Source organism: Micromonospora sp. NPDC005254, from assembly GCF_042872525.1.
GTDB lineage: Bacteria > Actinomycetota > Actinomycetes > Mycobacteriales > Micromonosporaceae > Micromonospora.
In genome coordinates, this window is the sequence record NZ_JBIAKM010000004.1 from 649,778 (window position 1) to 661,892 (window position 12,115).

Sequence of the window (12,115 nt, forward strand, 5' to 3'; positions counted from 1 at the left end):
GCCGATGGTCCCTTCGCGGGACCAGCTCCTGACGGGTCCGAGTCGAGCGGTGGAGCGAGGTCGGTCAGGGCGCGGGCGATGCCAGATCAGCATGAACACCGCCAGTTCCGTCTTCGACCGCATGCCGAATCCCTGTCAGGGTCGAGCCTTGTCCGACCGGCGCCGCCCGCGCCGGACCTCACGACACCGACAAGGAGCGATCATGGTGTTTTCGACAGACGGGTTGGTAACCGCGCTGGCAGTGGTGTCACTGGCCGCCTGCGGCCCCGCCGATGCCGCCGAGCAGCCGACGCCGGACCGTGCGGCAACGGTGAACCCGTCCACCGCCGCTGACCGGGACCACGAGTTCCGGCAACTGGAGGAGAGGTTCGACGCGCGGCTCGGGGTCTACGCGATCGACACCGGCACTGGCCGGACCGTGCAGTACCGGGACGACGAGCGGTTCGCGTACAGCTCGACGTACAAGGCGTTGGCCGCCGCCGAGGTCCTCGACGAGACCACCGACGTCGAGCTGGACCGGGTGGTGCGGTACTCGGCGGACGACCTGGTGACCTACTCGCCGATCACGGAGCGGCACGTCGCCGAGGGCATGACGCTGCGCGCGATCGCTGACGCGGCCGTGCGCTACAGCGACAACACCGCCGGTAACCTGCTGTTGCGTCAGCTCGGCGGACCACAGAAGTTCGAGAAGGAACTGCGCGAGGTCGGAGACAAGGTCACGGATCCGGCGCGCTACGAGACCGAGCTCAACGAGGCGAGGCCGGGTGACCGGCGGGACACCAGCACCGCGAGGGCCCTGACCCAGGATCTGCGGGCTGCTGTACGGGGTGTCCGACGTCGAGGAGTTCACCCGCAGCTCGGCCCGGCGACTACGCGCCGCCGCCGCCCGCTACCCCGACGACCCCGAGGTGGCGGCGCTGGTCCGCGACCTGCTCGCGGGCAGCCAACGGTTCCGCGAACTGTGGGAGTCGCACGACGTCGACGACGGGCACACCCTGATCAAGACCTTTCAGCACCCGCTGGTCGGCCCGGTGACCGTGAACTGCGACGTCCTCGACATCGCCGACCGTGACCAGCGGCTCGTCATCCACACCGCGGTGCCGGGCTCACCTTCCGCGGAGGCGCTGCGCCTGCTCTCGGTGCTCGGCACCCAGCGCATGACGGTCAGCGCCACCGAGCGCTGACCGTCCCGACGCCCGTGAAACGAGCGCCGTCGACGGGACGACGTCAGCGGTTGCGCCGGTGGTGGACGATCAGCGCCGCCGCGCAGAGCACCGCGACCAGGCCGAACACCGAGCCGATCCACGGGCTGTCCACAACGCTCGAGAGCACCGCGTTGATCGCCGCGCTGACGAAGAGCACCAGCCACAGCAGCGGACGTAGCAGGCCGCCGGGCCGTTCCGGCGCGGCGGCGGGCGCCTCGATGATGCGGTACGGGTCGGTCATGACTGTCTCCCTCGGTGACGTTCGACGACACCATCGACGCTAGGCGGGCGACCCCGGCGGGGACGATCCCGCCAGCTCGACGACCGGCGGTACAGCAGGCTGTACTTTCCGCCGCGGACGCTGCCGGCCGTGCTCGCGGTGGCCTATGTTGGCGCGGGAGGTGGGCGGCGATGGCGTACGTGCGGGGCCGGGTGCGCGCCTCGGTCGACGCCCTCGAACACCTCGTCGGCGGGCTGGGCACCGCGCTGCTGGCGTTGGCCGCGCTGTGCTGGGTGGTGGTCGTGGCACTGGCCTGCCTGGTCGGGGTGGGTCTGCGGCTGGCGCCCGGCGCGTCGCGGACGGTGCGCTCGGTGGCCGATCGGGAGCGCGCTCGGCTGTCCCGTCTGGGCACGACGATCCCGGCTCCCGGGCCGGTGCCGGAGGAGCTGCGGGAGGCGGTGCGCGACCCGTTCGTCCGCCGGGAGCTCGGCTGGGTCACGCTCCACTCGATCACCGGCCTGGTGTCCGGCCTGGTCGGCCTCGCCCTGCCGCTGTACGCCCTTCAGGACATCACGTTCCCGCTGTGGTACCGACTGGTCCCGCCCGAGGCCGGCGCACCGGGGATCGGTTGGTGGCGCATCGACGGGCTGTCCGAGGCGCTCGTGGTCGGGTTGCTCGGGGTGGGCTGGCTGGTCGCCGCGGTCGGGTTCGGTCCGGCGCTGGCCCGCTTCCAGTCCTGGCCCGGCCGGTGGCTGCTGCCCCCGCCGCCGGGGGTCGACCTGTCGCTGCGGGTCGCCGCGCTGACCGCCACCCGGGCCGCGGCGCTGGACGCCCACGCCTTGGAGTTGCGCCGCATCGAGCGGTCACTGCACGACGGCACGCAGAATCGGCTGGTAGCGGTCAACGTGCTGCTTGGCGCCGCGCGCCGGGCGGTACGGCGCGACCCGGACCGGGCCGACGAGATCCTCGGGCAGGCGCAGGACGCGGCGGAACAGGCGCTCGGCGAACTGCGGACGGTGGTGCGCGGCATCCTGCCGCCCGTACTGGACGACCGGGGCCTCGCCGGGGCGCTGGCGGGCCTGGCCGGCAGTTGCGCGGTTCCGTGCCGGCTCGCGGTGGACGTGACCGTCCGCTGCGCGGCGTCGGTCGAGGCCACCGCGTACTTCGTGGTGGCCGAGGCGCTGACGAACGTGGTCCGGCACAGCGGGGCGAGTCAGGTGGACGTCGCCGTACGCCGCGAGCACGGCCGGCTGCTGGTCACCATCGAGGACGACGGGCGCGGCGACGCCGACGAGGCACGCGGCTCCGGGCTCACCGGCATCCGCCGGCGGGTCGAGGCGTACGACGGGCGAATGACGCTGACCAGCCCATCGGGAGGGCCGACGAGGATGCACGTGGAGCTGCCATGCGGATCGTGATCGCCGAGGACGACCCGCTGTTGCGGGAGGGTTTGGCGCTGCTGTTGCGGGCGGAGGAGCTGGACGTGGTCGCCACGGCGGGCACCCCGGGAGAGTTCCTGGTCGCGGTCGACGAGCACGCGCCGGACGTGGCGATCGTCGACGTACGGATGCCGCCGACCCACACCGACGAGGGCATCGTGGCAGCGGTGGAGGCCCGCCGCCGCAGACCCGGCCTCGCGGTGCTGGTCCTGTCGGCGTACGTGGAGCAGGCGTTCGCCACCGAACTGTTCTCGGTCGGCGCCGCCGGGCTCGGTTATCTGTTGAAGGAACGGGTGGGCCGGGTCGAGGAGTTCCTCACCGCGCTGCGTCGCGTCGCGGACGGCGGCAGCGTGATCGACCCGGAGGTGGTGGCGCAGTTGCTCGCCCGCAACCGCCGGCCGGACACCGCGCTGGGCGAGCTGTCGCCGCGCGAGCGTGAGGTGTTGGGGCTGATGGCCGAGGGGCTCGGCAACACGGCGATCGCCGAGCGGCTGTTCGTCACCGACGGCGCGGTGCACAAGCACATCCGCAGCATCTTCGCGAAACTCCAGCTCCCGCCGGACGACCGGGCCGACCGCCGGGTCACCGCGGTGCTGCGCTACCTGGACGGCGCCCAGCGGTAGCGCCGGCATGCCTGGACCCGCCCCGAACGTCGCGGCGGCCGAGGGACGTACGGCCCGGGGCGGGTTCGGCGCCATGCCGAACCCGCCCCGGGTCGTGGAGTGGCGGAGCGTCAGCGCCGCAGGGTGAGCAGGCCCGGGCGGTAGGGCAGGAGGCCGTAGTCGCCGCCGGAGTTGGGGGATCGGCCTTGGTAGAGGAGTTGGAGGTTGCAGGGGTCGATGGTGAAGGTTTGGTCGGCGGTGGTGCGGATGAGTTCGCCGTGGCTGATGTCGTTGGTCCAGGTGGCGCCGCTGTTGGCTTTGCCGGCGAAGGGGTTGCTTTCGGTGGCGGCTTGGGGGGTCCAGGTGCCGGCGAGGCTGGTGGCGGTGAAGGAGCGGAAGTAGCGGCCTTGGGAGCCGATGGCTTCGACGAGCATGAGGTAGCGGTTCTGGTTTTGGAGTTTGTAGACCTGGACGGCTTCGAAGAGGTTGTTGGTGGAGTCGCTCATGATGGTGGTGTAGGTGCTGCCGAAGCTGCCGGGGAAGTTGCCGATGGGCATGCTGGCGCGGTAGATCTTGCCGTTGTCGCCGGCGAAGAAGAGGTACATGGTGGTGTTGTCGGCGATGAGGGTTTGGTCGATGGGGCCGGTGCCGGAGCCGGTGATGCTGCCGGTGAACAGGGTTTGGGCGGCGGACCAGCCGTTGGGGTTGGTGGGGTCGGTGGAGGTGCGGTAGGAGAACGCGGTGCCGCCCCACTGGTAGGCCAGGACCCAGATGTTGCGGGGGGCGAAGTAGAACAGGGTGGGGGCGACGGTGGCGTTGTTCATGGTGTTCTGGCTGGCGGAGGCCATGTCGGACCAGTTGGTGAACAGGCCGAAGTTCATCGAGCCCCACCGGGTGCCGGTGTCGTGGGTGGTGGCGTAGACCAGTTGCCGTCCGTTGTAGGGGGCGACGGTGAAGTCCTTGAGTGACACCCAACCCGACTTCGGCTGCGCCAACGCGCCGGTCGACGACCACCGGTACGACGACGGCAGATCACACGTGCCGCCCGGGGGCGGCGTGGTGGGCGGCGGTGTCGTGGGCGGTGGCGTGGTGGGCGGTGGGGTCGTCGGCGGTGCGGGCGTGTCGGTCACCGGTGGCGTCGGCGTGGTGCCACCGTTGCAGGTCACGCCGTTCAGGGCGAAGCTCGTCGGGGCCGGGTTGCTGCTCGTCCAGGACCCGTTGAAGCCGAACGACACCGTGCCGTTGGTCGCGACCGAACCGTTGTAGCTCACGTTGCGCGCGGTCACCGCCGCACCGCTCTGCGTCAACGTCGTGTTCCACGACTGCGTCACCGTCTGCCCGGCGCTGTACGACCACGTCAACGTCCAACTGCTCAACGGATCACCGAGGTTCGTGATCGTCACGTTGGCACCGAACCCGCCCTGCCACTGCGACGACACGGCGTAGTTCACCGAGCAGCCCGCTGCGGCGGCACCGGCCGGCATCGCCACGACGACCGTGGCCGACGCCAGCAACGCGACACCGGCCGAGACGAGGCCGACATTGGTCGCTCTAAATATGGTCATCAAGCACCCTCCTGACGGGATGGCGGCCTCCACATTCGTGGGAATCATTGTTAGGTGAGCGTTAACAGCCGCGTCGGGTATGTTACGGGAGCGCTCCCAAACCATCAACCTCGATGCCTTGAAGGCGTCGGACCGTCATCGTGGGCCCTCCGAACAGGCCGGCACGGCCGCCCCGGTGCGCTGCACGCAGGACGGCCGTGCCGGTCCTCGGACGTCGTGCGAACGGCGACCGAGGCGTCGTCAGCCGACGCTGCCGGTGACCGTGCCACCGGACTTGGTCAGCCGGTAGGTGATCTGCGTTCCGCTCCAGAAATGGAAGGTGAGAATGATCGGACCATCGTTGACCTCGGCGAAGAACTCGGGCTTCAACAGGATCGTGTTCGCCGCGTAGTCAGGCTGGAAGGTGCTCCAGAACTCCTTGTAGGTGGTCCAGTTCGCCGGCCCGGCGGCAGAGCCGTCGGCGTACCTGGCCTCCATCGTGGCGAGCTGGTCACCTCGGAACTGGGTGGGGATGGTGAAGGAGGCGGTCGTCCCGGTGGCGGCGGCCTGGGTCGGCGGGTCGTAGGAGATGATGCTGATCTGCCACGGCACGCCCTGCGAGAAGCGGGCCTCGATGGTCGCGTTCACACCGGGGGCGCGGTTGCCGACCAGCCGGGTCAGCGCCGAGCTGGTCAGGGTGAGCGTGGTCCCGGAGACCGTGTAGTCGGTGCCGTTGACGAGGTTGGTGCTGCCCTGCCGCAGTCCCTGGAACGAGGCGCCGTTCAGGTTCAGCGTGAGGGTCCTGCTGGTGATGGTGCCGGTGCGGCGTACGTAGACCTGATCCGAGGAGGCCGTGGCCGACCTGGTGGTCACGCTCGTCTTCATCAGTGCCAGCAGGCCCGGGTCCCGCCACTGCAGGGTGTTGCGGTTGAGGAACGACCCCGCGTCCCAGAGCATGGTGGTGAACTTTTTGATCCGGGCCTGGTAGCCGACGGCCTCGAAGAACTTCAGCAGCTCGCCGCGTTCGATGATGCCGGGTCGGGTGTAGTCGTAGCTGAGCAGACCCCACTCGCCCACGATCACCGGTACACCCCGCGCCGCGAAGGTGTTGCGCACCCGGTCGAAGCCGTCGACCATGTCCTGCTCGACGTTGGTGTCGTAACGGGTGCCGTCGGCGATGTTCACGCTGAACGGCCACCACCCGTAGAAGTGGACGGTCGCCGCGATGTTGCGGTCGTTCAGCTGCGCGATCGTGGTCGCCAGCGCGTCGAGCTGAGCCTGGTTGGAGTTGGTGTTGAGGGTGGGCAGCACCAGCAGTCGGGTGGCGTTGGTCCCGCCGGACTGGCGGACGAGGCGGACGAACGCGACGTGGAGCTCGCGCAGCACCTCGTCGCTCTGGGCGTCGCCCGAGGTGCCGGTGAACTGCGGTTCGTTGATGTTCTCGAAGACGAGCTTCGACGAGTGGTCGCGGAACCTCGTGGCGATCTGGGTCCACAGCGCGGTGTAGCGGTTCATCACGTTCGTGCGGTCGCCCGGGTAGCCGTTGATCCACTGCCAGGAGTCGTGATGGAGGTTGATCATCACGTACAGGCCCTCGGCCAGCGACCAGTCGACCACCTGCTGGACCCGGCTCAACCAGACCGGGTCGATGGTGTACGTCGGCGCCGGACCATGGTGGTTGCTCCACGTGATCGGGATCCGGATGCTGTTGTACCCCTGTGCCCGTACCTCGTGCAGCATGGCCTGGGTGATCAGCGGATTGCCCCATGCGGTCTCGTCCGGGATGGCGTCGAGGGTGTTGCCCACGTTCCAGCCGGGCTGCATCGCCGCCACCGTCGCCGCCGCGTCACCGCCGGGTGACGGGGACGGAGACGTGGACGGGGATGTCGTCGGCGTCGGGGACGGGGTGACGGTCGGGGTCGGGGACGGCGTGCCGCCCACACTTCCGGTGCACGTGACGCCGTTGAGGGCGAACGAGGCCGGCGCGGTGTTGCTGCCCGTCCAGGACCCGTTGAAGCCGAAGGAGACGGAGGCGTTCGTGCCGATGGCGGCGTTGTAGCTCACGTTCTTCGCGGTGACCTGGTCGCCCGAGGAGGTGACGGTGGCGTTCCACGCCTGGGTCACCCGCTGGCCGGACGGGAAGGCCCAGCTCAGGCTCCAGCCGTTGACCGCGTCACCGAGGTTGGTGACCTTCACGTCGGCGGTGAAGCCGCCCTGCCACTGGGACGGGACGGCATACGCCACTTGGCAGCCGGCCGCGGCCTGGGCGTTGCCGGCGACCATCATGCCCGCGGTGACCATCAGGGCCACCGCGCCGGCGACCAGGCCGACCCGTCGCCGTGTTCGTGGGAAACCGTGCGAACTCATCAGGAGACTCCTCGCCATGCTGGCGCTGTGGTGAATGGGGTGTCGACGTTCGCCGGCCGCCGGCCACCCGGTCCTGACGGGTCGAGGTGTGCCCGGACGGGGGCCTGGCACCCGGCGACCGCATGCGGGATGGCGAATGCGCGATGCCCGTGCGCGTGGGGCCGTGGTCGCCTGGACGACGCGGCCGGGAACGTGGATTGCGCGGACACTGCCCGAGGGTCCGCGCGAGCGGCGAGGCTCCCGCAACGATCGCTATGTTATCGATAACATAGTCATTCACCGATTGATGGGCAAGATATGCCCGCCCCGTTCACTGCAATTCGTACTCCAGCATGAAGACACCGCCGGTCAGGTTGTTGAGCATGGCTGCCACGCCCGCCCGATGGCGGCCGCGCAGCGCTCGGCCGTGAACGAGCCCGCGTCGTACGACGAGGACATGCCGAGTACTTCGCCACACCGTCGAAACACGCCCTTGGGGGTGCACCGACTGCGGCCGGTCGCCCTTGTGGGTGAACGGCACCGAGCACCGGGCCGGGCCCGCCGCCGAGCCGGCATGCTGCGACGGTGACGCCGGCCCGGAGAGGAAGCCCACATGGTTGACGCGGACGTGCCAGAGCGGATGCAGGCTGCGGCGCTGGACGAGTTCGGCGGGCCGGAGGTGATCACCCTGCGGAAACTTCCGGTACCCGAGGCCGCCGCCGACGAGGTGCTGATCAAGGTCCTGAGCGCCGGCGTGGGCGTGTGGGACGTCTACGAGCGGCAGGGCATGCTGGTGCCCGAGGGCACCGAGTTTCCGATCGTGCCCGGCCCGGACGGCGCCGGAACCGTCATCGCGGTCGGCAGCCAGGTGACCGATCTCGCGGTGGGTGACCTGGTCTACGCCGCCGCCACCAGCCGACCGAAGGGCGGCTTCTACGCCGAGTACGCGGCCGTCAAGGCCGAGTACGTCGCGAGGCTGCCCGACGGTGTGCCGGCCGAGCACGCCGGTGCGATGCCCACCGACGCGCTGACCGCGCTGGCCGGGCTGGACACCCTCAGCCTGCCGCCGGGCGCCTGGCTGTTGATCTTCGGTGCGAGCGGTGGGCAGGGCCACCTGGCCGTGCAGTTGGCCAAGCGACAGGGGCTCAACGTGATCGCGGTGGCCTCCGGCAGCGACGGGGTCGCGCTGATGACCCGCCTCGGCGCCGACGTGTCTCTCGACGGCCACGCCGACGCCGACGAGGTGCTCGCGACGATCCGGGACGCGGCCCCGGAAGGAGTGGACGGCATCCTGGCGATGGCCGGCGGGAAGACGCTGGACCGGCTCACCGAGACGCTGTCCGACGGCGGGGTCGTCGCGTACGCCCACGGGGTGCGGCCGGAACCGCGCGAACGGTCCGGTGTGTCGGTCCGGGCGTACGACGGTGTGGCCAACCGCGGACAGTTGCAGCGCCTCAACGAACTCATCGAGGCCGGGCCGTTCGTGGTGCACGTCGCCGAGACGTTCCCGCTGGGCAAGGTGCGGGAGGCGCACAAGCGCCTGGAGAGCTCCTACCTGGGCAAGCTGCTGCTGACGATCGCCTGAGGCGTCAGCCGACGCGCTGTTGCGGCACGCGTACCGAAGCCATCCCGGCCGCCGTCGCGGCCTGGATGCCCAGGTCGGTGTCCTCGAAGACCAGGCAGGAGCCCGGGGGCACGCCGAGCTGCCGCGCCGCGAGCAGGAACGCCTCCGGGTCGGGCTTGGCCCGCGTGTAGTCCTCGGCGCACACCAGCACGTCGAAGCGGTCCAGCAGACCGAGCGCGTCGAGGGAGGCGGTGACCGTGGCCCGGGTGCTGCCGGAGACGACGGCGAACGGCACCCGGCGGTGCGCGTCGTGGATGTGCGCCACCACCTCGGGCACGGCGGCGACCTGCGGCAGCAACTCCTGGTAGATGCGCTCGCGGTTCTCGACGACGGTCGCCACCGGCATCGCCAGACCCTGCCGCTCGTTCAGTTCGACGATGATGTCGGCGGTCGGCCGGCCACCCCAGGCGTAGAAGAGGTCCTCCGGGAACTCGCAGCCCCACTCGTCGAGCGCCCGCCGCCACGCCACGTAGTGCAGCGGCATCGAGTCGACGATGGTGCCGTCGCAGTCGAACAGGTACGCGGCGAACTCACCGGGCGGCAGAGGCAGAGTCATCGAGGAAGGGTACAGCGGGAATCCGCTCACTCCTCGTCGACGGATGCCAGCCGACGCAGCAGGTGCGCTCGTTCCGGCTCGGTGCCGACCAGCGCCAACGCGTCCCGGTACGCCGCATCGCCAGCAGGGTCGTTCTGCGCCCCCCGGGGGCACGTCGGGTCTCCCCGTGGCAACGAGGAGACCCGATCGCCCGCGTCAGGCCGGGGCGTCCGTCCGGCGCCGGGTCCGCTCGGCCCGCCGCCGCATCTGCTGGTACGCCCCGGTCAGCCCCATCGCCCGGCGTACCTCCGTCAGGGTCTGGCGTACCTCCTGCCGGGTCCGCTCGGTGCCCTCGACGATCAGCCGATCGACAAGTCCCCGGTCGGCCTCGATCGCGGCCCGGCGCTCCCGGATCGGCGCCAGGAACGTCTCCAGCGCGACGACCAGCCGCTCCTTGACCTCCACGTCACCCACCTGACCGGCCCGGTAACGGTCGGCCAGGTCGGCCACCTCGGCACGGTCCGGGTTGAACACCTCGTGGTACGCGAAGACCGGGTTGCCCTCCACCGTCCCCGGCACGTCGGCCCGCACCCGGCTCGGGTCGGTGTACATCCCGCGCACCTTGCGGCGCACCGTCGCCGCGTCGTCCGACAACGCGATCGTGTTGCCCCGACTCTTGCTCATCTTGGCCGTGCCGTCGGTGCCCACCAGACTGGGCGTGTCCGCCGGGATCAGCTCGGGCACCGGGAACACCGGCCCGTACAGGTGGTTGAAGCGGCGGGCGATCTCCCGGGTCACCTCGACGTGGGCGGCGTTGTCCCGGCCGACCGGGACCACCTCCCCCTTCACGCACAGGATGTCCGCCGCCTGGAGCACCGGATAACCGAGCAGCCCGTACGGCATCTCCTCCTTGCCCGCGTCGCGGGCCATGTCCTTCAACGAGGGCACCCGTTCCAGCCGGGGAACGGTCACCAGGTTCTGCAGAAGCGTGTTGAGGTCGCCGACCTCCGGAATTGCCGACTGGAGGTAGAACGTGGCACGCGCCGGGTCGACGCCGGCGGCGAGGATGTCGGTCACCATCTCGCGGGCATTGCCGGAGACCTGGTCGATGTCCTCCCGGCGGTTGCGGGTGGTCAGCATGTGCAGGTCAGCGATGATGAAGAAGCTCTCGTAGCGCTGGTGCAGCCGCACCCGGTTGGCGATGCTGCCGACGTAGTGGCCAAGGTGCAGGCGGCCGGTGGGCCGGTCGCCGGTGAGCATTCGTGCGATGGACATGGCGAGGTGCCTCTCATGCGGGTGGGTGGGTCACGCGTGGGCGCGCGCCGAGTGGGGCGAACAGGCCCCCTCGGTAAGCGGAAACAGGGCTCAGCGAGCCGTCCGCCATCGCGCGCCGGCGCGGTACCGCAGACCACCGGCACGGAGTACGTCCAGGAAGTGCTCACGGCCGTCGCCGGAGCTGGCCGGGACCGTGGGCACGACACCGCACGGCAGGCCGTCGACCACATCGACCGCCTCCGACACGCAACTGCCCGTCCGGACCACGGCCTCACGTTACCCGGGGGACGGTCCTGAGCTGTCCTCCATCGCACTGCCCACCCCGGCGTGGCCGGAAACGGGCTGCTTGGAGTGCCAGCTCCGGTCGGCGGCGCGCGGTCCGGGCGTCGCGTCCGTTGCGTCCTTGGCCAGCTCGCGGATCGGGTGCGCTGGCATACTCGGCTGCCATGGTGCTGTCGCGAGGGTGGGCTCTCTTCCTGGTCGGGGTCGGGATCTGGACCTGGGTGATCTGGCCGAGATTCGCCGTCGCCATCTGGCAGGACCCCCGATCCTGGGCCTCCGGCACGGTGGCCGACGGCGCCGCCACCAGCTTCCTGTGGGTGCACGCCCTGCTGATCGCCGCGTCCCTGGCCATCGGAACCACCGTCGGTGTGCTCGGCATCCGAGCCTGGTTTGCCGCCCGCCGACGGCAGGCGTCCTGACCTCCGCCGCTGCTCGGCGAGGCGTCCGGATGGCTGATCCGACGCGGAGGGGAATCAGTGTGACGCGGGACGCTACCCGCCGATTTGACGATCAAACCCACGGACGCGTAACTTTCTCTCTGCCAGCGCGGAACGGGGCAAACAGGGCGAAAGACCTGGAGCACCGGATCGGGCAGGCAGCCGGGTCAGGCAGGGGTTCGCCTCTGCGGGGCACGGTTCGGGCGGGGCTCACCGGATCAGCCGCGAGGCGGATTTGGCGCAGCGGAACCGACCGGGTAAGGTTCACGACCGGCAGGGCACCGGGCGAGACTGCGGGACACCGCAGCGGCCGGCCTGCCAAATCCGACGACCTGACGCAGCGGTTCGCTGCTGCGTGAGTGCGCCGGGACCAACCCGTACGAAGCACGACAGACCGGGACACACGGTTTGACACGGCGAAGACGGTGAGGTAACGTAGTAAAAGTGCCCGGCGCGAGAGCGGCGGGGACGCGGTACGAAAAGCCCCGGGATGGTGGCCCACTGGTTGGGTCTTCTGATCGGTGTGTGGTTGTTCTTTGAGAACTCAACAGGGTGCTTGTAAAGCCAGTGCCAATTATGATTTATACCCCGGATTGGTCGAGCCTT

Annotated in this window: 12 protein-coding genes and 1 pseudogene; 6 read left to right on the forward strand and 7 right to left on the reverse strand. The window is 70.2% G+C overall.

Going from position 1 to position 12,115, the window contains the following annotated elements; all coding sequences use genetic code 11:
- Positions 1 to 202: 202 nt before the first annotated feature.
- A pseudogene (locus tag ACFYPR_RS16280) lies at positions 203 to 814 on the forward strand (serine hydrolase); the annotation flags it as partial.
- Between the two features lie 13 nt (positions 815 to 827).
- Positions 828 to 1,184, forward strand: a complete 357-nt coding sequence (locus tag ACFYPR_RS16285) for a hypothetical protein (protein WP_387260591.1) — start codon at positions 828 to 830, stop codon at positions 1,182 to 1,184.
- A 43-nt stretch (positions 1,185 to 1,227) separates the two neighbouring features.
- Here ACFYPR_RS16285 and ACFYPR_RS16290 read toward each other — a convergent pair whose 3' ends face one another.
- Positions 1,228 to 1,446: a hypothetical protein gene (locus ACFYPR_RS16290; RefSeq protein ID WP_354862891.1), complete on the reverse strand. Its 219-nt coding sequence runs from the start codon at positions 1,444 to 1,446 to the stop codon at positions 1,228 to 1,230.
- A 170-nt stretch (positions 1,447 to 1,616) separates the two neighbouring features.
- Between ACFYPR_RS16290 and ACFYPR_RS16295 the strand changes: the two genes are divergently transcribed.
- Both ACFYPR_RS16295 and ACFYPR_RS16300 read left to right on the forward strand, forming a co-directional pair.
- Complete coding sequence (locus tag ACFYPR_RS16295) at positions 1,617 to 2,843, forward strand: sensor histidine kinase (protein WP_387260594.1); 1,227 nt, start codon at positions 1,617 to 1,619, stop codon at positions 2,841 to 2,843.
- Positions 2,831 to 3,487, forward strand: coding sequence for a response regulator (locus ACFYPR_RS16300; RefSeq protein ID WP_387260596.1), 657 nt, complete (start codon positions 2,831 to 2,833; stop codon positions 3,485 to 3,487). Before ACFYPR_RS16295 ends, ACFYPR_RS16300 begins: the two co-directional genes overlap by 13 nt.
- Positions 3,488 to 3,597: 110 nt before the next feature.
- Here the strand turns inward: ACFYPR_RS16300 and ACFYPR_RS16305 are convergent, their stop codons facing one another.
- Together ACFYPR_RS16305 and ACFYPR_RS16310 are read right to left on the reverse strand one after the other, a co-directional pair.
- Positions 3,598 to 5,031 (reverse strand): non-reducing end alpha-L-arabinofuranosidase family hydrolase, encoded by a 1,434-nt coding sequence (locus tag ACFYPR_RS16305; RefSeq protein ID WP_387260599.1) that lies wholly within the window; start codon positions 5,029 to 5,031, stop codon positions 3,598 to 3,600.
- Between the two features lie 240 nt (positions 5,032 to 5,271).
- Positions 5,272 to 7,377: a cellulase family glycosylhydrolase gene (locus tag ACFYPR_RS16310; RefSeq protein WP_387260602.1), complete on the reverse strand. Its 2,106-nt coding sequence runs from the start codon at positions 7,375 to 7,377 to the stop codon at positions 5,272 to 5,274.
- A 592-nt stretch (positions 7,378 to 7,969) separates the two neighbouring features.
- On the opposite strand from ACFYPR_RS16310, the gene ACFYPR_RS16315 reads away from it, so the two are divergent.
- Positions 7,970 to 8,941 carry an NADP-dependent oxidoreductase gene (locus ACFYPR_RS16315; protein ID WP_354862991.1) on the forward strand — a complete coding sequence of 324 codons (972 nt, stop codon included), beginning with the start codon at positions 7,970 to 7,972 and terminating at the stop codon, positions 8,939 to 8,941.
- 4 nt (positions 8,942 to 8,945) lie between these two features.
- Here ACFYPR_RS16315 and ACFYPR_RS16320 read toward each other — a convergent pair whose 3' ends face one another.
- The 4 genes from ACFYPR_RS16320 to ACFYPR_RS16335 form a co-directional block, all read right to left on the reverse strand.
- The gene (locus ACFYPR_RS16320; RefSeq protein WP_354862992.1) at positions 8,946 to 9,536 is read right to left on the reverse strand and encodes an HAD-IA family hydrolase; all 591 of its coding nucleotides are present in this window, start codon (positions 9,534 to 9,536) and stop codon (positions 8,946 to 8,948) included.
- Between the two features lie 26 nt (positions 9,537 to 9,562).
- Positions 9,563 to 9,709: a hypothetical protein gene (locus tag ACFYPR_RS16325; protein WP_387260605.1), complete on the reverse strand. Its 147-nt coding sequence runs from the start codon at positions 9,707 to 9,709 to the stop codon at positions 9,563 to 9,565.
- A 22-nt stretch (positions 9,710 to 9,731) separates the two neighbouring features.
- On the reverse strand, positions 9,732 to 10,790 hold the full coding sequence (gene trpS, locus ACFYPR_RS16330; RefSeq protein ID WP_387260607.1) for a tryptophan--tRNA ligase: 1,059 nt from the start codon (positions 10,788 to 10,790) through the stop codon (positions 9,732 to 9,734).
- A 90-nt stretch (positions 10,791 to 10,880) separates the two neighbouring features.
- Complete coding sequence (locus ACFYPR_RS16335; protein ID WP_354862997.1) at positions 10,881 to 11,057, reverse strand: hypothetical protein; 177 nt, start codon at positions 11,055 to 11,057, stop codon at positions 10,881 to 10,883.
- A gap of 179 nt (positions 11,058 to 11,236) precedes the next feature.
- Between ACFYPR_RS16335 and ACFYPR_RS16340 the strand changes: the two genes are divergently transcribed.
- The gene (locus tag ACFYPR_RS16340) at positions 11,237 to 11,491 is read left to right on the forward strand and encodes an SCO4848 family membrane protein (RefSeq protein ID WP_266247133.1); all 255 of its coding nucleotides are present in this window, start codon (positions 11,237 to 11,239) and stop codon (positions 11,489 to 11,491) included.
- Positions 11,492 to 12,115: the final 624 nt, after the last annotated feature.